This window comes from Bradyrhizobium mercantei (genome assembly GCF_001982635.1).
In the GTDB taxonomy this organism is placed as follows: Bacteria; Pseudomonadota; Alphaproteobacteria; order Rhizobiales; family Xanthobacteraceae; genus Bradyrhizobium; species Bradyrhizobium mercantei.
Window position 1 is genome coordinate 40,084 of sequence record NZ_MKFI01000007.1, and the last position, 18,652, is coordinate 58,735.

The window sequence follows — 18,652 nt, forward strand, 5'->3', positions numbered from 1 at the left end:
TGCGATTTCCCGCTCGGCTGCTATGGAAACCCCATGTTTTCGCGGCGCATCATACGGATTAGCGGCCCGGCTTCCGCCTGAGCCTGAAGGCTCGGCGCAAGACCGGGACTTCGCCGTTTTCACCCGCGATTGATCGCGTATCCGCGCCCGCACCTGCCAAATCAGAGCTTTCATGTCCGACAAGCCGCAAAAGACCGACGCTAACGACTATTCCAAGACCCTTTACCTGCCGCAGACGGAATTCCCGATGCGCGCCGGCCTGCCCCAGCGCGAGCCGGAAATCCTGAAATACTGGAACGACATCGGCCTCTACGACAGGCTGCGCCGGGAAGCCGAGGGCCGCGCCAAATTCGTGCTGCATGACGGCCCGCCCTACGCCAACGGCAACATCCATATCGGGCACGCGCTGAACAAGATCCTCAAGGACGTCGTGACCAAGAGCCAGCAGATGCTCGGCTTCGACTCCAACTACGTGCCGGGCTGGGACTGCCACGGCCTGCCGATCGAATGGAAGATCGAGGAGGAGAACTACCGCTCCAAGGGCAAGCAGAAGCCCGATTTCCGCGACTCCGCCGCGATGGTCGCGTTCCGCAGGGAATGCCGCGCCTATGCGACGCACTGGATCAACGTGCAGCGCGAGGAATTCAAGCGGCTCGGCATCATCGGCGACTGGGATCATCCCTACCAGACGATGAGCTATCCGGCCGAGGCGCAGATCGCCCGCGAGCTGATGAAGTTCGCCGCCAACGGCACGCTGTATCGCGGCTCGAAGCCGGTGATGTGGAGCGTGGTCGAGAAGACCGCGCTTGCTGAAGCCGAGGTCGAGTACGAGGACTACACCTCCGACATGGTGTGGGTGAAATTCCCGGTCACCTCCCCAGCGCATGGCGCACTGGCCAATGCCTCGGTGGTGATCTGGACCACCACGCCGTGGACGCTGCCCGGCAACCGCGCCATCTCGTTCTCGCCGAAGATCGCCTACGGCCTCTACAAGGTCACGGGCGCGCCGGCGGACAATTGGGCGAAGACCGGCGACCTCCTGATCCTGGCCGATGCGCTCGCCGCGGAAGTCTTCAAGCAAGCGCGCGTCACCTCCTATGAGAAGGTCCGCGATATTCCCGGCGACACGCTGGACGCCGTGGAATGCGCGCATCCGTTGAAGGGCTTCGGCGGCGGCTACGAATTCGTCGTGCCGCTGCTGGCAGGCGAACACGTCACCGACGACACCGGCACCGGCTTCGTGCACACCGCGCCGAGCCACGGCCGCGAGGACTTCGACGTCTGGACGGCCAACACCCGCGAGCTCGATGCGCGCGGCATCCCGACCGCGATCCCCTACACGGTCGACGAGAACGGCGCCTACACCGCGCAGGCGCCGGGCTTCACCGGAAAACGCGTGCTCAACGACAAAGGCGAGAAGGGCGACGCCAACGAAGCGGTGATCAAGGCGCTGATCGAGGCCGGCAGACTGCTCGCGCGCGGCCGGCTCAAACACCAGTATCCGCACTCCTGGCGTTCCAAGAAGCCGGTGATCTTCCGCAACACGCCGCAATGGTTCATCGCGATGGACAAGGACATCGCGGAGCACGGCCACGCGAAGAAGGGCGACACGCTGCGCGCCCGCGCGCTGCACGCGATCTCGGTGACGCAATGGGTGCCGCCGGCCGGCGAGAACCGCATCAACGGCATGATCGCCAACCGCCCGGACTGGGTGATCTCGCGGCAGCGCGCCTGGGGCGTGCCGATCGCCGTGTTCGTGCGCGAGAACAGCGACGGCTCGGCCGAGATCCTGCAGGATGAGGTCGTCAACCAGCGCATCACCGAGGCGTTCATGGAGGAAGGCGCCGACGCCTGGTACATGGACGGCGCCCGCGAGCGTTTCCTCGGCTCCCGCGCGTCCGAGAACTGGAAGAAGGTCGACGACATCTGCGACGTCTGGTTCGATTCCGGCTCCACGCACGCCTTCGTGCTGGAAGACCGCCAGAACTTCCCGCAGCTCGGCAACATCGTCCGCAAGGTCGATGGCGGCGACGACACCGTGATGTATCTCGAAGGCAGCGACCAGCATCGCGGCTGGTTTCACTCGTCGCTCTTGGAAAGCGCCGGCACGCGCGGCCGCGCGCCCTACGACATCGTGCTGACCCACGGCTTCACGCTCGACGAGAACGGCCGCAAGATGTCGAAGTCGCTCGGCAACACGGTCGAGCCGCAGAAGGTGATCAAGGATTCCGGTGCCGACATCCTGCGTCTGTGGGTCTGTGCCACCGACTATGCCGACGACCAGCGCATCGGCCCGGAGATCCTCAAGAACACCATCGAGACCTATCGCAAGCTGCGCAACTCGATCCGCTGGATGCTCGGCACGCTGCATCACTTCAAGCCGAGCGAGAAGGTCGCTTTCGCCGAGATGCCCGAGCTCGAGCGGCTGATGCTGCACGAGCTGGCCGGCCACGCCGAGACCATCCGCGAGGCCTATGCCGCATTCGACTACAAGACCGTGGTCGCAAGCCTCGCGGCCTTCATGAATTCCGAGCTGTCGGCGTTCTACTTCGATATCCGCAAGGACACGCTGTATTGCGATCCGCCGTCCTCGGTGGCGCGCAAGGCGGCGCTGACCACGATCGACCTGCTGTGCGACGCGATCCTGAAATGGCTGGCGCCGATCCTGAGCTTCACGTCAGACGAAGCCTGGCGGATGTACCGGCCGAACGCCGAACCGTCGGTGCATCTGACGCTGTTCCCGGAGGGTCTCGCCCAGTTCCGCAACGACGCGCTTGCCGCGAAGTGGGAGACGATCCGCGACGTCCGCCGCGTCGTCACCGGCGCGCTTGAGCTCGAACGCGCCGCCAAGCGGATCGGCTCCTCGCTCGAGGCATCGCCGGTGATCTACGTCGCCGATCGGGAGATGCTCGCAACGCTGTTCGACATCGACCTCGCCGAGGTCTGCATCACCTCGAACTACGAGGTGCGCGAGGGCGAGGCGCCGGCGGGCGCCTTCCGCCTCGATGCGGTGCCCGGCGTTGCGGTCGTGGTCGAGAAGGCGATCGGCACCAAATGCGCGCGCTCGTGGAAGATCCTGCCGACCGTCGGGGAGGATCCCGAGTATCCCGACGTCTCGCCGCGCGACGCCCAGGCGCTGCGCGAATGGAAGGCGCTGGGGGCCACGGCTTGAGCTCGCCCGTTCGCGCCGGCGTGCTGGCGGCGGTCATCACCCTGATCGCCGACCAGGCCTCCAAGCTCTGGCTGCTCCATGTCCTCGACATCGTGCACCACGCCCCGGTGACGGTGACGCCGTTCTTCGACCTGGTGCTCGCCTGGAACCCCGGCATCAGTTTCGGCTGGTTTCAGAGCGAGACCCCGGCGGCCCAGATTCTGCTGATGGTGATCAAGGCCGCCGCCGTGATCGCGCTGGCGATCTGGATGGCGCGGTCGCGGACCTGGCTGGCGACGGTGTCGCTCGGCCTGATCATCGGCGGGGCCATCGGGAACGGCATCGACCGCTTCGCCTATGGCGCGGTGGTCGATTTTGCCCTGTTTCATGTCGAGATCGCCGGAAAAACCTATAATTGGTACATCTTCAACCTCGCCGACGTGGCCATCGTTGCCGGTGTGGCGGCCCTATTGTATGATTCCGTCATGGGGACCCCCGCCGTAAAAGCGCCCTGATCCCGGCCGATACGAGCCGGTCGGCGCGGTTGACCTGCACCCAGCGGAACTGAGCGCTAAGCCAGTGATCGCCTTGGCGAATTTTGAGATGGGAATAGCGCGATGCGCAACACCAAAGCCCGCTTGTACCTGATCGAGACCTCCCAGCTGTCGCTGATGCGCGGCCTGCGTCTGGCGTTCGTTGCGGCCGGGATCGGCCTCGTCATGGCGGCCGGCCCGGTGCGTGCCGGCGACGACGAGGATGACGGCGACGACGGCCTGACCTTCGAAGAGCGGATCGTCGACAATCTGATGACCGGCCTCGGCGCCAAGAGCGCGGCCAGCAAGGGTATCGACTACCGCGAGCGCTCGCCGCTGGTGGTGCCGCCGAAGCTCGACCTGCCACCGCCCTCCTCGACCGCCCAGGTCAACGCGCCGAACTGGCCGAAGGACCCTGATATCGCCGCCCGCAAGGCTGCGATCGCGGCGCGCAAGAAGGAAGTCAAGAAGGAGCCGTGGCAGTCAGCGGTGGCGTTGACGCCGGCCGAGATCGAGGCGGGCCGCAAGCAGCAGACGGCCACCGACGGCCGCAAGGAGCCGCTGGAGCCCGGCACCAACACCAATCCGTCGCTGATGCCGAGCCAGCTCGGTTACACCGGCGGCCTGCTCGGCATGTTCAAGGGAAACAGCAGCGAGTCCAAGCCGTTCAAGGGCGAGCCGACCCGCGAATCCCTGACCGAGCCGCCTCCGGGCTACCAGACGCCGTCCTCCGGCTTTGCCTATGGCACCGGACCGATGCAGCCGATGGCGAAGGAAGGCCAGTACGACGTCATGACCGGAAAACCGGTGCAGTGACCGCTTGGCCTCGGCGAACGAAGGCTGACAACGAAGGCTGACATGGGCAAAGCTTAATGCGGGGCGACGTGCGTCTCTCCGCTTCGTGACGACGGGCACGGGTATGACCGTGTACGATGGCCTGCTTTCGCGTCCCGGCCGTGTGTCCGGGCTTTCATAAGGATTGTGATGCGCTCTCGTCGATCGATTGCCCTGTTCGCTGCCGCATTTGTTTCAACAATCCCGCTGTCGGGCGCCAGCCTCCGCGCCCAGACCACCGTCACCTCGGAGCGCCCCGCCAGCTTCACGCTCGACAACGGATTGCAGGTCGTGGTGATCCCCGATCATCGCACGCCCGTCGTGACGCAGATGATCTGGTACAAGGTCGGCTCCGCCGACGAGACGCCCGGCAAATCGGGGCTGGCGCATTTCCTCGAGCATCTGATGTTCAAGGGCACCGCCAAGCACCCGGCCGGCGAGTTCTCGCAGACCGTGCTACGCGTCGGCGGCAATGAGAACGCCTTCACCTCCACCGATTACACCGGCTATTTCCAGCGCGTGCCGCGCGAGCAGCTGCCGACCATGATGGAGTTCGAGGCCGACCGCATGACCGGCCTGATCCTGAAGGACGAGAATGTGCTGCCCGAGCGCGACGTCGTGCTCGAAGAGTACAACATGCGGGTCGCCAACAACCCGGATGCGAGGCTCACCGAGCAGATCATGGCCGCGCTCTATCTCAATCATCCCTACGGCCGGCCGGTGATCGGCTGGCACCAGGAGATCGAGAAGCTGGACCGCGAGGATGCGCTCGCCTTCTACCGGCGCTTCTACGCGCCGAACAATGCGATCCTGGTCATCGCCGGCGACGTCGACGTCAAGGATATCCGCCCGCTGGTCGAGAAGAATTTCGGCCCGATCCCGGCGCAGCACGCGATCCCCGAGAAGCGTGTGCGGCCGCAGGAGCCGACGCCGGCCGCGCCGCGCACCGTGACGCTGTCGGACCCGCGTGTCGAGCAGCCGAGCCTGCGCCGCTATTATCTGGTGCCGTCGGCAACGACCGCGGCGGCCGGCGAGAGCCAGGCGCTCGACGTGCTGGCGCAATTGATGGGCGGCGGCGCCAACTCCTATCTCTATCGCGCGCTGGTGATCGACAAGGGCCTCGCGATCTCGGCCGGCGCCGGCTATCAGGGCACCTCGCTCGATCCGTCGCAATTCTCGATCTCGGCGACGCCGAAGCCGGGCGTCGAATTCGCACAGATCGAGGACGCGATCGACAAGGTGATCGCGGACCTCGCGCAGAACCCGGCGCGCGCCGAGGATCTCGAACGGGTCAAGACCCAGCTCATTGCGGAAGCGATCTACGCCCAGGACAACCAGGCGACGCTGGCACGCTGGTATGGCGGCGCGCTGACCACGGGCTTAAGCATCGACGACATCAGGAGCTGGCCGGATCGCATTCGCGCCGTCACCGCCGAGCAGGTGCGTGCCGCAGCCGCCACCTGGCTCGACAAGAAGCGGTCGGTGACCGGCTATCTGATCAAGGATACTGCGCCGAAACGCGAGGAGAAGCGCTCGTGATCTACTCCCTCACCCGCCGTGCGGCGCTGATCGGCGGCGCCTGCGCCGCGCTGCTGACGCTGACGTCAGTGCCCTCGCAGGCCGCGGCCAAGATCCAGCGGCTGGTGTCGCCCGGCGGCATCGAGGCGTGGTTCGTGCAGGATGCGACCGTGCCGCTGATCGCGATGGAATATGCCTTCAGCGGCGGCGCCAGCCAGGATCCGCCCGGCAAGCCCGGCGTCGGCAATCTGGTCGCCGACCTGCTCGACGAGGGCTCCGGCGACCTCGATTCCAAGACCTATCACGAGCGGCTCGAGCGCCGCGCCATCGAGCTCAGCTTCGCGTCGAACCGCGACCAGTTCCGCGGTTCGCTGCGCATGCTCAAGGACAACAAGGACGAGGCCTACGACCTGTTGCGGATGGCGCTGACCTCGCCGCATTTCGAGCCCAAGGACGTCGAGCGCATCCGCGCCCAGGTGATCTCGAACCTGCGCCGCGAATCGACCAACCCCTCCTCGCTGGCCGGCCGCAAGTTCCTCGAGCTCGCATTCGGCGAGCATCCCTATGGCAGGACGGCAACCGGCACGCTCGAGAGCGTGCCGACGATCGAGATAGCCGACCTGAAGGAATATACCCGCCGCATCATCGCCAAGGACACGTTGCGCATCGCCGTGGTCGGCGACGTCGATCCCGAGACGCTCGGCAAGCTGCTGGACAAGACCTTCGGCAGCCTGCCGGCGAAGGCCGAGCTGACGCCGATTACCGACGTCGTGGCGACCAAGCCGCCGCAGCGCGCCTTTGTGCCGCTCGACGTGCCGCAAACCGTCGTCACCTTCGGCGGCCCCGGTATCAACCGGCATGACCCGGACTTCATGGCCGCCTATGTGGTGAACCACATTCTCGGCGGCGGCGGGCTGTCGTCGCGGCTCTACAAGGAAGTGCGCGAGAAGCGCGGGCTGGCCTATTCGATCTACGAAGCGCTGCTCTGGATGGACCACTCCGCGCTGTTCATCGGCAACACCGGCACCCGCGCCGACCGCGCCGGCGAGACCGTCGATGCGATCGATGCGGAAGTCCGCCGCATTGCCGAGGAAGGCCCGACGCAGCAGGAGCTCGACGAGGCGAAGTCCTATCTGAAGGGCTCGCAGATGCTGGCGCTCGACACCTCCTCCAAGCTCGCGCAGGCGATGCTGCAATACCAGCTCGACAAGCTGCCGATCGATTACATCGAGAAGCGCAACGCCATCGTCGATGCGGTGACGCTCGACGACGCCAAGCGGGTCGCCAAGAAGCTCTGGGGCAACGGCCTGCTCACCGTGATCGTCGGCCGCGCCCCGCAAGCCGCCGCACAGCCGGCCTCGGCGCCGCCGAAGGCGAACTGACGCGTTCTCGGCGCGTATTTGCTCCCTACGCGCACTTCCGTTGCGGCCACCCCTCTCCCCCAACCCTCCCCCGCAAGGGGGGGAGGGAGCCTGAGAGGTGTGCTCGCCTTACATCGTATCCTCGCGCGGGTCGCGTCGGACGCTGATGTTTCGATCGTCAGGGACGCGCAAGCGGTAGGGCTCCCTCCCCCCTTGCGGGGGAGGGTTGGGGAGAGGAGTGGCCCCACACACCGGCCCCGGACGTAGCCGACGCGACATCAATCCCGCCCGAGCACACGCAACGCAAACCCGCTATCCTGCGGCCGCCGATTCTTCCCTCCACCGGGTGATGTCATGCTGCGGGTGTCCCGCGACCTTACGATCGACGAGAACGACATTGAGATCGTCTTTGTCCGCGCCTCCGGTCCGGGCGGACAGAATGTCAACAAGGTCTCGACGGCGGCACAGTTGCGCTTCGACACGCACAAGATCGCGCTGCCAGCGGATGCCGCCGAGCGGTTGGCGCGGCTCGCCGGCAGCCGCATGACCAAGGACGGCGTGATCGTGATCCAGGCGTTCCGGTTTCGCACCCAGGAACGCAATCGGGCCGACGCGATCGAGCGGCTGCTCGAGATGTTGAAGGAAGCGATGGTGCGGCCGACGCCGCGGCGGCCGACCAAGCCGACGCTCGGCTCCAAGCAACGCCGGCTCGAAGGCAAGAAGCACCGCAGCGATATCAAGGCCGGCCGCGGCACGCGCCGGTTCGACGATTAAGGAACACCGGACTAAAGAGCACCGGACGCAGCGCACGCACGGCGCTGCATCCGGGATCCGATCATCGCGGGACGAGAGCAGACAAACGCGGATTGCGCGTTTGCGCGGAGATCATGTTCAAACAAGACGCGAAGCGCGGTGACGCTTCAACACATCTCATTGCGCATTAGTACTTCTTGGTTCCTGCGGCGCCCGGCGCCATCTCGGAACCGCCGGACTTCGGGGTCGTCGCGCGGCCGCTGCTGCTGCCCACCGTTCCCTTGCTGCCCGACTTGGCGGCGGCACTGCCCTTCTGTGTCGCCGTGCCGGGCTGCGCCGCCATTTCCTCATCGCCGCTGCCGGACATGCCGCCGCCCTGCTGCATGGTACCGCCGCCCGCTGCACCGCCGCGAAGCTGGGGACCCGGTGTAGCCGCCCCCTGCGCCAGGACGGGGCCGGCCATCGCGGCCGAGATGGCAAGAGCGAGCACGCTGGTTTTTGCAAACGTCATCCATTTCTCCTGGACTTTGATTTGACGATGGAGGGAGCGGCGCTGAGTGTGCGCCGTTTGCCGCGCCGATCCTAAAACCCCATCGCGCGAGACTGAATTTTCCGCAAACGGCGCACACGCAATGCAAGCTGCGCCGTGTGGTGATCGTGCAGGGATTTCGCGGTCATTTTGCGGATTTGTCGTCCGCATATTTGGCGGCGCCGGTTCCGCTGCCCGCTTTTGTTCTGCCGTGAAACAGCCCGCTACTACCAACGGCCGATTTCAGCCTCCTACAGTCACCGCACAGAGGCGGTGATGTAGATGACAAAGCTGCGCGCAAGGTGGACGTTGGCGCTTGGATTTTGCAGCGCAATGCTTGCAGTGCAAATGGCCGGCGCGCAGATGCCCCTGCCCGCCGCCAAGCCGCCCGATGGGGCGACGCTGTTCAAGCAGCAATGCGCGACCTGCCATACGACCAACGCGTCGGATCCCGCCCGGCAAGGACCCTCGCTCTACAAGATCGTCGGCCGCCATGCCGGCAAGGCGGACGGCTTCAAATATTCCGCAGCTTTCGCCAAGGCGGATTTCGTCTGGGACGACGCGAAGCTCGATGCCTGGCTGACCAATCCGCAAGAATTGATCCCCGGCAGCGTGATGGCCTATCGGCAGGCCAAGCCGGAAACCCGCGCCATGATCATCGCCTATCTGAAGGAGCTGAACTGAATGGCGAAACCCGTGCATTCGATGATCCGCGTGTTCGACGAGGCGAAGGCGCTCGACTTCTACCACCGCGCGTTCGGCCTCGAGATCGCGGACAATCTGCGATTTCCCGATTTCGCGCTGATCTATCTGCGCCATCCGTCGTCGCCGTTCGAGGTCGAACTGACGGTCAATTTCGATCGCAAGGAGCCCTACACGCTCGGCGACGGCTACGGCCATCTCGCCGTCGTCGTCGATGACGTCGATGCCGAGCATGCGCGCTTCGAAAAGGAAAAACTGTCGCCCGGGCCGCTGCGCGACTTCAAGCATGACGGCAGGACGCTGGCGCGCTTCTTCTTCGTCTCCGATCCCGACGGCTACAAGATCGAGGTGATCCAGCGCGGCGGGCGCTTCGGCTAATTCAACTACAAAATAATTGATGGAGGAAACCCATGAGAGAAATCGATCGACGCAGCAAATATGACCGGCGTGTGTTTCTCAAAGGCGCGGCCGTCACCGCACCCGCCGTCGCGATTGCGACCTCGACGGGGCTCGGCATCACCGATGCGTGGGCCGATGACGCCTCGACGCTGACGCCGGCCACGATGAAGACGCTGCTCAAGGTGGCGCGCGATATCTATCCGCACGACTTCCTCGGCGACAGCTATTACATCACGGCGGTCAAGCCGTGGGATGACAAGGCGGCCAAGGATCCGGCGGTCAAATCGCTGATCAATGACGGCGTCGCGAGACTCGATGCGGCGGCCAATGACCGCCACAAGATGCCGTATGCCCAGCTCGCCTGGGAGAACGATCGCGTCGCGCTGCTGCAGCAGATCGAGACCAGCGTGTTCTTCCAGAAGATCCGCGGCGACCTCATCGTCTCGCTCTACAACAACAAGGAGGTGTGGCCGCGGTTCGGCTACGAGGGCTCCTCCGCCGAGCATGGCGGCTATCTCAAGCGCGGCTTCGCCGACATCGACTGGCTGCCTAAGGCCTGAACCGGACAACGTCGGGAGGAAACAATGGCAAAATTCGATCTGAATGACAGCGGCGTTGTCGTGATCGTCGGCTCCGGCGCCGGCGGCGGAACGCTCGGCAACGAGCTGGCGCAGAAGGGCGTCAAGGTCGTGATCCTGGAGGCCGGTCCGCGCATCGAGAACCAGGACTTCATCAACGATGAGTGGGACAGCTTCACCCAGCTCGCCTGGTCCGACGCGCGCTCGACCTCGGGCAGCTGGCGTGTGCATCAGGATTTTCCGGGCCTGCCGGCCTGGATCGTCAAAGCGGTCGGCGGCTCGACCACGCACTGGGCCGGTGCCTCGCTGCGCTTCGACGAGCACGAGTTCAAAATCAAGTCGGCCTATGGCGGCATTTCCGGCGCCAACCTTCTGGACTGGCCGATCACGCTCGCCGAGATGGAGCCGTGGTACGCCAAGGCCGAGGACAAGATGGGCGTCACCCGCACCAACGGGATTCCTGGCCTGCCCGGCAACAACAACTTCAAGGTCATGGAGGCCGGCGCCAAGAAGCTCGGCTACAAGGAGGTGCACACCGGGCGAATGGCGATCAACAGCGAGCCGCGCGACGGCCGCGGCTCGTGCCAGCAGATCGGCTTCTGCTTCCAGGGCTGCAAGTCGGGCGCCAAATGGTCGACGCTCTACACCGAGATCCCGAAGGGCGAAGCTACCGGCAATCTCGAAGTGCGCCCCGGCAGCATGGTGATCAAGATCGAGCACGACCCGTCCGGCAAGGTCACCGGCGTGGTCTATGCCGATCCGACCGGCGCGATGCAGCGCCAGAAGGCCCGCGTGGTGGCGGTCGCCGGCAACTCGATCGAGAGCCCGCGGCTGCTGCTCAACAGCGCCTCCAGCATGTTCCCGGACGGGCTCGCCAATTCATCCGGCCAGGTCGGCCGCAACTACATGCGGCACATGACCGGCAGCGTGTATGCGAGCTTCGAGAAGTCGGTGCACATGTATCGCGGCACCACGATGGCCGGCATCATCCGCGACGAGGCCAAGAATAATCCGAGCCGCGGCTTCGTCGGCGGCTACGAGATGGAGACGCTGTCGCTCGGCCTGCCCTTCATGGCCGCGTTCCTCAATCCCGGTGCCTGGGGCCGCAGCTTCACCAGCGCGATCGAAGGCTATCCGCGGATGGCCGGCATGTGGCTGGTCGGCGAGGACATGCCGCAGGAGACCAACCGGATCACGCTCGACCCGAAGATCAAGGACAAGTTCGGCATGCCGGTCGCGAGCGTGCATTTCGACGATCATCCGAACGACGTCGCGATGCGCGATCACGCCTACAAGCAGGGCTCCGCGGTCTATGAGGCGGTCGGCGCCACCGTGACCTATCCGACGCCGCCCTATCCCTCGACCCACAACATGGGCACCAACCGGATGAGCGAGAAGCCGCGCGACGGCGTGGTCAACAAGTTCGGCCAGACCCACGACATCAAGAACCTGTTCGTCTCCGACGGCAGCCAGTTCACATCGGGCGCGGCGTGCAACCCGACGCTGACGATCGTGTCGCTGGCGATCCGGCAGGCCGACCACATCGCCGGCGCGATGCAGCGCAAGGAGATCTAGCAAGAAAATACAGTTCCCCTCTCACTGAAGCGGCCTTGCCCAACAGGACAAGGCCGCTTTTCTCTTGCGTGATGGATTTGCGCGAGGCCTATTCGGCGGCATCCATGATCGCCGCAGCCGCGGGGCGATAATCCGGAACCACCGCCGGCGCAGTGGCCTTGGCGCGGTAGATCAGGCAGGAGCAGCGCAAGAGCGATGCGAAATTGTTCACCTCGCCGTGATGATCGAGCACCTCGTTGTGCAGGGTGGTGAGGAACTTGGCCAGCGTCATGCCTTCCTTGGCCGCGATTTCCTCCAGCGTATCCCAGAACGACATTTCCAGCCGGATCGAGGTGCAATGGCCGTCGATCCGCAACGATCGGGTTTGCGATTCATAGTCGCGTTGCGGCTGGTGCGCGAAAAGGTGGCACATGGCGTTCCTCCGGCGAGAACTTATAATTTTTCTAAACGATATACCCGCGCGCGCGGCCCCACAATCGGGACGTAGGGCGTAACGCGCCGACCGCCGAAGATCAGCGTCTTCAAGGCGATAGGGCGGAATCGTCCCCAACCTGTGGCGGGCGGTCCAAGCGGTCCCATGCATTTGCCGGCGGGCCGACTTATAGTAGCTGCCAGCCTCGAATCGCTTTTCCGACATCCAATCCATGCCCGTCCGCCAGCTTCCCGAACAGCTCGTCAACCGCATCGCCGCCGGCGAGGTGGTCGAACGCCCTGCGAGCGTCGTCAAGGAACTGGTCGAGAACGCGATCGACGCCGGCGCCAGCCGGATCGACGTGTTCACCGATGGCGGCGGACGGCGCCGGATCGGCATCACCGACGATGGCGGCGGCATGACGCGATCAGACCTCGCGCTTGCGGTCGACCGCCACGCCACCTCCAAGCTCGACGACGAAGACTTGCTGCGCATCCGCACGCTCGGGTTCCGCGGCGAGGCGCTGCCGTCGATCGGCGCGGTCGCCAAGCTCGGCATCACCACGCGCCATGCCAGCGAGCCGCACGCCTGGTCGCTGTCGGTCGAGGGCGGCGAGAAGTCGGAGGTCATGCCGGCTGCGCTCGGCCAGGGCACCCGCGTCGAGGTCAATGAGCTGTTCTACGCAACGCCGGCGCGGCTGAAATTCCTCAAGACCGACCGCACCGAGGCGGAGGCGATCCGCGAGGTGGTGCGGCGCCTCGGCATGGCGCGCCCCGACATCGCCTTCACGCTGGCCGGCGAGGAGCGCGCGCCCGTCACCTGGGCTGCGGCGCTGCCGGGCGCGGCCGGCCGCCTGACGCGGCTCGGCGATATCCTGGGCGCCGACTTTCGCGCCAGCGCGATCGAGGTGCGCGCCGAGCGCGAGGGCGTCGTGGTCGAGGGCTTCGCCGCCGCGCCGTCGCTGACCCGCGCCAATGCCCTCGGGCAGTATCTGTTCGTCAACGGCCGCCCGGTGCGCGACAAGCTGATCCTCGGCGCCGTGCGCGCGGCCTATTCCGACTATCTGCCGCGCGACCGCCATCCCGTCGTGGCGCTGTTCGTGACCTGCGACCCGCAAGAGGTCGACGCCAATGTGCATCCCGCCAAGACCGAGGTGCGTTTCCGCAATGCCGGCCTGGTGCGCGCGCTGATCGTGCACGCTCTGAAGGAGGGCCTCGCACGTGAAGGCAAGCGCACCGCGGCCAACACCGCCGACGGCGCCACGCTCTCGGCGTTCCGCCCCGCCTTCACCACGCCATCACGCCCGAGCAATTGGGACTGGCGCAGCTCGCCGACCTATCCGGTCAATCCGGTGCGCGCGTTCGAGGGCGCGGCGGCGCCCGCCTTCGCCGAGCCCGGACAGGCCGCCTTCGACGTCGGCACGCCGACCGCGGATGTACGATTCGAGGCGGCGCCCGCCCCCGACCTGCTCGACCGGCCGCTGGGCGCCGCGCGCACCCAGATCCACGAGACCTACATCGTCTCGCAGACCCGCGATGGCCTCATCGTGGTGGACCAGCACGCGGCGCATGAGCGCATCGTCTATGAGCGACTGAAGGCCTCGCTGGCGAAGAACGGCGTGCAGCGGCAGATCCTCCTGATCCCCGAGATCGTCGAGCTCGACGAAGCGACCGTCGAGAAGCTGCTCGACCGCGCCGAGGAGCTGTGCGCGTTCGGGCTCGCGATCGATTCCTTCGGCCCCGGCGCGGTCGCCGTGCGCGAGACGCCCTCGCTGCTCGGCAAGGCGAATGCGGCCGGCCTGTTGCGCGACCTCGCCGAACACATGGCAGAGTGGGACGAGGCGCTGCCGCTGGAACGCCGGCTGATGCACGTCGCGGCCACCATGGCCTGCCACGGCTCGGTCCGCGCCGGACGGCGCCTCAAGCCGGAAGAGATGAACGCGCTGCTGCGCGAGATGGAAGACACGCCGAACTCCGGCCAGTGCAACCACGGCCGCCCGACCTATGTCGAATTGAAGCTGAGCGATATCGAGAAGCTGTTCGGGCGGCGGTAGCCACCGCACACGCAACTGTCATCGCCCGGCTTGACCGGGCGATCCAGTACGCCGCGGCCTCTCGATTCAAGCGCGAACGCCTCTGGAATACTGGATCACCCGCCTTCGCGTTCGCGGGTGATGACAGTATGCCGTAGGATGGGTAGAGCGCAGCAAATCCCATCCGCGGCACGATGATGGGTATCGCTTCGCTCTACCCATCCTACGAATGCTACCGGGTGAAAGCCGCCAGCGCCGTACGCAGCTGCGCGATCCACGCGTCGCCGTTCTCGACCCTGCCTGCCGCGATCCGCTCGCAGACCTGATCGAGGTCTTCACCATGGGATGACGCCTGGTCGCCGGCCAATTGCCGCGCGATCGCGACATAGCCGTCCGTCAGCAGCACCAGGCCAGGTGCGCTCGCGGCGACATAGTTCTGACGCGCACCGCGAAAGATGTCGATCGCCTCGTGATATCGACCAAGCGCCAGATCGAAGGCTCCCACCAGCCAGGCGCCGGTTCCGAGCCGCAACGGTCCGAGCCCCAGCTCCTGCACGATATCCAGCGAGCGCTCTGCAAGGTCGCGCGCCGCCAGCAGATGATCCGGGTCGATCGGCTTTTCCGAGACGCTCCAGCCCGGCCAGCAATCGGCCGCGGCATTGAACGTCAGGCGCATGGCCGCCTTGAGCGCTTCGCGCCTGTCATCGCCTGGCGCATCGCGATGGCGCTCGATCTGATCGGCGGCGTCGCGCGCGGCGGCAAGCAGCGCCCTATCATCGCCCGCACCGCGCAATGCCTTGACGCGCGTCTCCAGCTGACCTGCGAGCCCGGCGAGAGTGTCGGTCATGGTTCGCTCCGAAAGCGACAATGAATCGGTCGTATAGGGTTAGCCTCTCGGGTCCGGGCCCGATGACAGGCACCGCCGGACGGAGCATAGGGTCGACGGACGCCGGTTCGCGCTACACTTTTTCGCGAAGGAAGACGAATTCCGTGTCGTCATAGGCGCGCCGCTCGAGCTCCTCGAAGCCCTCCGGCGCCGCAAACGCCGCGGCCCTGGCCTCCTCCACCACGAGCAGCGCACCCGGCGTCAGCCAGCCGCCGTCGCGCAGCGAGGCGAGCGCCTTGTCCGCGAGGCCCTTGCCATAGGGCGGATCGAGAAACACCAGCGCGAACGGCTCGACCGGATGCGCCGGTCCGAGATCGGTGGCATCGCGGCGATAGACCTTGGTCGTGCCGCCGAGGCCGAGCGACTCGACATTGTTGCGCAACAACGCCCGCGCCTCGGCGCCATTGTCGACGAACAGCGTGAATTTCGCGCCGCGCGAGGCCGCCTCGATACCGAGCGCGCCGGTGCCGGCAAACAGATCGAGCACGCGGGCGTCCTCGATCGGATTGTCGTAGGCGTGGATCAGGATGTTGAACACGGACTCGCGCAAACGGTCCGCGGTCGGACGGATCTCGCGGCCGGACGGCGAAGCGAGATTGCGGCCCTTCAGCCTGCCCCCGACGACCCGCATCGACCGTTACTCGTCCTGCGGCTTGAGATCGCGCTTGCCATGATAGCCGCGCTTGGGGCGGCGCGGCGGGCCGTAGCCGTTGGCCTCATCCTCGTTGCGGGCGCGGGCCTCCTCGCTGCCGGTGCGCTGCACCAGCACGCGGCGGCCCTTGCGGTCATTGATGGTTTCGCGCTTGGCTTTCGGCTTCTTCGCGGGCGCATCGTCGCCGGCGTCACGCTGCTCCGGCCGCGTGAAATCCGCACCCGCGATCTTGGCGATCTTCTCGCCGAGCTGCTCGCGCAGCACCCGCGTCTTGACCTCCTCGACCTTGCCCTCCTCGAGCTCGGCGAGCTGGAACGGGCCGTAGGAGATCCGGATCAGCCGGTTCACCTCGAGCCCGAGATGCGCCATCACGTTGCGCACCTCGCGGTTCTTGCCCTCGCGGATCGCGAACACCACCCAGACGTTGGAGCTCTGGTCGCGCTCCAGCGTGGCGTCGATCGGCCCGTATTTGACGCCGTCGACCTCGACACCGTCCTTGAGCTGATCGAGCTGGCCCTGCGTCACCTCGCCATGCGCGCGCACGCGGTAGCGGCGCAGCCATCCGGTGTCGGGATGCTCCAGCGTCCGCGCCAGCCCGCCGTCATTGGTCAGCAGCAACAGGCCCTCGGTGTTGAAATCGAGCCGGCCGATCGAGATCAGCCGCGGCAGGCCCTCGGGCAGATTGTCGAACACGGTCGGCCGTCCCTCGGGATCGGCATGCGTCGTCATCAGCCCGCGCGGCTTGTGATACATGAACAGCCGCGTCCGCTCGCGCGGCGGCAACGGCTTGCCGTCGACGGCGACGACGTCGTTGTCGGTGATGTCGAGCGCCGGCGAATTGATCACGCGTCCGTTGACCGTGACACGGCCCTGGGTGACGATCTCCTCGGCGTCGCGGCGCGAGGCGAGGCCGGCGCGCGCCAACACCTTGGCGATGCGTTCGCCTGCCTTCTTCGGCTTCGGCTCGGGACGCTCACGGCGGTCGTCAAAGGCGCGTTCGCGATAGGCACCGCGGCCGCCGAAGGCCGGACGCTTGGCAAAGATCTGGCTGTCATCTTCGTTGTCGCGGCGCGGACGATCGCCGAAACGGCCTTCGCTGCGCGGATGCTCCTGCCAATCCCTGCGCCCTTCCGGCCGCTCGCGGCGGCGGTCGCCGCCTTCGTCATCATGACCCTTCCAGCGCGGCCGGCTGAATTTCGGACGGTCGCCCTGCTCGCGGTCATCGCGCGATCGCGAAAACCGCGGCCGCTCGTCGCCACCGCGATCATCGCGCGGCCTGTCGAACTTGCGCGGGCCGTCACGGAACGGGCGCGAACTACGCTCGGGACGATCGGAGCCGCCCTCGCGCTTCTGCCACGGCTTGGATTCGCCGCGCGGCGGACGATCACCGAAATCCTTGCGCGGGCCACGATCTCGATCGCCACCGCGATCACGATCGCCGCCGCGCGAAAACTTCCGGTCGCCGCCGAATTTCCGCTCCGGCCGATCGCCGTCGCGCGACGGACGGTCGCCATAGGATCGCTCACCGCGCGGCGTGTAGGGCCGCTTCTCGCCATCGCGATCCCGCGATGCATAGGGCTTCCGGTCACCGAACTTGCGGTCGGAAGATCGTCCCGCCGGGCGGGCGTCGTCGCGATCGCGGCGCGGCCCACGGTCGTCGCGGTTGTAGCTCGGGCGGTCGCCGCGCGGCTTGAACGAACGCTTGTCACCATCGCCGTCACGGTCAAACCGTGGGCGGTCGCCACGCGGCTTGAACGGGCGCTTCTCACCATCGCCGTCACGAGCGGAACGAGCGCCGAATGGCCGATCGCCCCGGGGACGATCGCCGTCGCGGCTGAATCTGGGCTTGTCGCCGAAATCGCGGCGCGGCGGACGGTCTTCGCGGTCGCCGCGATAGGGCCGCTTCTCGCCATCGCCCTTGCCTGCGAAGTCCTTGCCGGCAAAGCCGCGCTTGGCGAATTTCTTGTCCGGCCCACGCGCGGCTCCCGAGCGGCCCTTACCGCCGCCGGCGCGGCTCTGGCCGCCGCCGGGCCGATCACGCCGGCCGCGGGAATCGTTGTGTTTGTCGCTATCGCGGGGCATGAATGTTCTCGCCTGGGCGTTCAATTGGGGTGCAAGGGCCAACCGGTCGTGCGCGCCCCGTTTGGCAGCGCGCTTGACGCAAAACCGGCATCCACTTTTGCTGAAGGCGAAGCTACTAGCAGGTTTCTTCCAATGATACGAGGCATGTCGGCCCCTTCTTTCATGGATTTGGCGCTGAAAACGGCCGAAAATGCCGGAAAATCGGGCGAAGTTCCGATCGGGTGCGTCATTGTGCGGGGCTATGAGGTGATCGCCACCGCCGGCAACCGCACGCTGACCGACCGCGACCCCACCGCGCACGCCGAGATTCTGGCGATCCGGCAGGCCGCCGACGCCATTGGCAGCGAGCGGCTGGTCGACTGCGACCTCTATGTCACCCTGGAGCCCTGCACCATGTGCGCCGGTGCGATCTCCTTCGCCCGCGTCCGCCGGCTGTATTACGGCGCCGCCGATCCCAAGGGCGGCGCAGTCGAGTCCGGCGTGCGGTTCTTCGCGCAGCCGACCTGCCACCACGTCCCGGAGGTCTATGGCGCGGTGGGAGAAACCGAGGCGGCGACGCTGCTGCGCGAGTTCTTCAAGGAGCGGCGGTGACTGACCTTGGTAGCCCGGATGCAGGCAGCGCAATCCGGGAGCAATCCATCCGCGGACACCATCC

17 protein-coding genes are annotated in these 18,652 nt (G+C 66.3%); 12 read left to right on the plus strand and 5 right to left on the minus strand.

Annotated features, from left to right (window positions below):
• Positions 1-172 precede the first annotated feature (172 nt).
• From ileS to arfB, 6 genes are all read left to right on the plus strand, one after another.
• A complete protein-coding gene (ileS, locus tag BI327_RS29990) occupies positions 173-3,172 on the plus strand; it encodes an isoleucine--tRNA ligase (protein ID WP_076864897.1) in 3,000 nt (999 codons plus the stop codon).
• Positions 3,145-3,666, plus strand: a complete 522-nt coding sequence (gene lspA, locus BI327_RS29995) for a signal peptidase II (RefSeq protein WP_076864898.1) — start codon at positions 3,145-3,147, stop codon at positions 3,664-3,666. The genes ileS and lspA overlap by 28 nt, the downstream gene beginning before the upstream one ends.
• A 102-nt stretch (positions 3,667-3,768) precedes the next feature.
• A complete protein-coding gene (locus BI327_RS30000) occupies positions 3,769-4,500 on the plus strand; it encodes a hypothetical protein (RefSeq protein WP_076864899.1) in 732 nt (243 codons plus the stop codon).
• Positions 4,501-4,668: 168 nt separating this feature from the next.
• Positions 4,669-6,057: a M16 family metallopeptidase gene (locus BI327_RS30005; RefSeq protein ID WP_076864900.1), complete on the plus strand. Its 1,389-nt coding sequence runs from the start codon at positions 4,669-4,671 to the stop codon at positions 6,055-6,057.
• Positions 6,054-7,418: a M16 family metallopeptidase gene (locus BI327_RS30010; protein WP_167386918.1), complete on the plus strand. Its 1,365-nt coding sequence runs from the start codon at positions 6,054-6,056 to the stop codon at positions 7,416-7,418. Before BI327_RS30005 ends, BI327_RS30010 begins: the two co-directional genes overlap by 4 nt.
• A 333-nt stretch (positions 7,419-7,751) precedes the next feature.
• The gene (arfB, locus tag BI327_RS30015) at positions 7,752-8,171 is read left to right on the plus strand and encodes an alternative ribosome rescue aminoacyl-tRNA hydrolase ArfB (RefSeq protein WP_076864901.1); all 420 of its coding nucleotides are present in this window, start codon (positions 7,752-7,754) and stop codon (positions 8,169-8,171) included.
• 166 nt (positions 8,172-8,337) lie between these two features.
• Here the strand turns inward: arfB and BI327_RS30020 are convergent, their stop codons facing one another.
• Entirely contained in the window at positions 8,338-8,661 is a 324-nt protein-coding gene (locus tag BI327_RS30020; RefSeq protein ID WP_076864902.1) for a hypothetical protein, read from the minus strand.
• A 381-nt stretch (positions 8,662-9,042) separates the two neighbouring features.
• On the opposite strand from BI327_RS30020, the gene BI327_RS30025 reads away from it, so the two are divergent.
• From BI327_RS30025 to BI327_RS30040, 4 genes are read left to right on the plus strand one after another with little or no spacing between them, the layout of a single operon-like run.
• Complete coding sequence (locus tag BI327_RS30025; RefSeq protein WP_076865459.1) at positions 9,043-9,363, plus strand: c-type cytochrome; 321 nt, start codon at positions 9,043-9,045, stop codon at positions 9,361-9,363.
• Entirely contained in the window at positions 9,364-9,759 is a 396-nt protein-coding gene (locus BI327_RS30030; RefSeq protein WP_076864903.1) for a VOC family protein, read from the plus strand.
• A gap of 32 nt (positions 9,760-9,791) precedes the next feature.
• Positions 9,792-10,340 carry a Twin-arginine translocation pathway signal gene (locus BI327_RS30035; protein WP_076864904.1) on the plus strand — a complete coding sequence of 183 codons (549 nt, stop codon included), beginning with the start codon at positions 9,792-9,794 and terminating at the stop codon, positions 10,338-10,340.
• A 24-nt stretch (positions 10,341-10,364) separates the two neighbouring features.
• Positions 10,365-11,933 carry a GMC family oxidoreductase gene (locus BI327_RS30040; protein ID WP_076864905.1) on the plus strand — a complete coding sequence of 523 codons (1,569 nt, stop codon included), beginning with the start codon at positions 10,365-10,367 and terminating at the stop codon, positions 11,931-11,933.
• Positions 11,934-12,021: 88 nt separating this feature from the next.
• Here the strand turns inward: BI327_RS30040 and BI327_RS30045 are convergent, their stop codons facing one another.
• Positions 12,022-12,345 (minus strand): ribbon-helix-helix domain-containing protein, encoded by a 324-nt coding sequence (locus BI327_RS30045; protein WP_076864906.1) that lies wholly within the window; start codon positions 12,343-12,345, stop codon positions 12,022-12,024.
• Between the two features lie 232 nt (positions 12,346-12,577).
• Here BI327_RS30045 and mutL point away from each other — a divergent pair, with 232 nt between their 5' ends.
• Complete coding sequence (gene mutL / locus BI327_RS30050) at positions 12,578-14,398, plus strand: DNA mismatch repair endonuclease MutL (protein ID WP_076864907.1); 1,821 nt, start codon at positions 12,578-12,580, stop codon at positions 14,396-14,398.
• A gap of 211 nt (positions 14,399-14,609) precedes the next feature.
• Here mutL and BI327_RS30055 read toward each other — a convergent pair whose 3' ends face one another.
• The 3 genes from BI327_RS30055 to BI327_RS30065 all read right to left on the minus strand — a co-directional run bounded on the left by BI327_RS30055 (position 14,610) and on the right by BI327_RS30065 (position 17,997).
• Entirely contained in the window at positions 14,610-15,224 is a 615-nt protein-coding gene (locus BI327_RS30055; RefSeq protein ID WP_076864908.1) for a hypothetical protein, read from the minus strand.
• Between the two features lie 112 nt (positions 15,225-15,336).
• The gene (rsmD, locus tag BI327_RS30060; RefSeq protein WP_076864909.1) at positions 15,337-15,894 is read right to left on the minus strand and encodes a 16S rRNA (guanine(966)-N(2))-methyltransferase RsmD; all 558 of its coding nucleotides are present in this window, start codon (positions 15,892-15,894) and stop codon (positions 15,337-15,339) included.
• A 6-nt stretch (positions 15,895-15,900) separates the two neighbouring features.
• A complete protein-coding gene (locus BI327_RS30065) occupies positions 15,901-17,997 on the minus strand; it encodes a pseudouridine synthase (RefSeq protein WP_076864910.1) in 2,097 nt (698 codons plus the stop codon).
• A 132-nt stretch (positions 17,998-18,129) separates the two neighbouring features.
• Here BI327_RS30065 and BI327_RS30070 point away from each other — a divergent pair, with 132 nt between their 5' ends.
• On the plus strand, positions 18,130-18,588 hold the full coding sequence (locus BI327_RS30070; protein ID WP_076864911.1) for a nucleoside deaminase: 459 nt from the start codon (positions 18,130-18,132) through the stop codon (positions 18,586-18,588).
• Positions 18,589-18,652: the final 64 nt, after the last annotated feature.

Bases quoted from the DNA above. Each gene is read 5' to 3' on its own strand.
- ileS (WP_076864897.1), top strand. From the start codon at position 173: ATGTCCGACAAGCCGCAAAAGACCGACGCTAACGACTATTCCAAGACC.
- lspA (WP_076864898.1), top strand. From the start codon at position 3,145: ATGGAAGGCGCTGGGGGCCACGGCTTGAGCTCGCCCGTTCGCGCCGGC.
- BI327_RS30000 (WP_076864899.1), top strand. From the start codon at position 3,769: ATGCGCAACACCAAAGCCCGCTTGTACCTGATCGAGACCTCCCAGCTG.
- BI327_RS30005 (WP_076864900.1), top strand. From the start codon at position 4,669: ATGCGCTCTCGTCGATCGATTGCCCTGTTCGCTGCCGCATTTGTTTCA.
- arfB (WP_076864901.1), top strand. From the start codon at position 7,752: ATGCTGCGGGTGTCCCGCGACCTTACGATCGACGAGAACGACATTGAG.
- BI327_RS30020 (WP_076864902.1), bottom strand. From the start codon at position 8,661: ATGACGTTTGCAAAAACCAGCGTGCTCGCTCTTGCCATCTCGGCCGCG.
- BI327_RS30025 (WP_076865459.1), top strand. From the start codon at position 9,043: ATGCCCCTGCCCGCCGCCAAGCCGCCCGATGGGGCGACGCTGTTCAAG.
- BI327_RS30030 (WP_076864903.1), top strand. From the start codon at position 9,364: ATGGCGAAACCCGTGCATTCGATGATCCGCGTGTTCGACGAGGCGAAG.
- BI327_RS30035 (WP_076864904.1), top strand. From the start codon at position 9,792: ATGAGAGAAATCGATCGACGCAGCAAATATGACCGGCGTGTGTTTCTC.
- BI327_RS30040 (WP_076864905.1), top strand. From the start codon at position 10,365: ATGGCAAAATTCGATCTGAATGACAGCGGCGTTGTCGTGATCGTCGGC.
- BI327_RS30045 (WP_076864906.1), bottom strand. From the start codon at position 12,345: ATGTGCCACCTTTTCGCGCACCAGCCGCAACGCGACTATGAATCGCAA.
- mutL (WP_076864907.1), top strand. From the start codon at position 12,578: ATGCCCGTCCGCCAGCTTCCCGAACAGCTCGTCAACCGCATCGCCGCC.
- BI327_RS30055 (WP_076864908.1), bottom strand. From the start codon at position 15,224: ATGACCGACACTCTCGCCGGGCTCGCAGGTCAGCTGGAGACGCGCGTC.
- rsmD (WP_076864909.1), bottom strand. From the start codon at position 15,894: ATGCGGGTCGTCGGGGGCAGGCTGAAGGGCCGCAATCTCGCTTCGCCG.
- BI327_RS30065 (WP_076864910.1), bottom strand. From the start codon at position 17,997: ATGCCCCGCGATAGCGACAAACACAACGATTCCCGCGGCCGGCGTGAT.
- BI327_RS30070 (WP_076864911.1), top strand. From the start codon at position 18,130: ATGATACGAGGCATGTCGGCCCCTTCTTTCATGGATTTGGCGCTGAAA.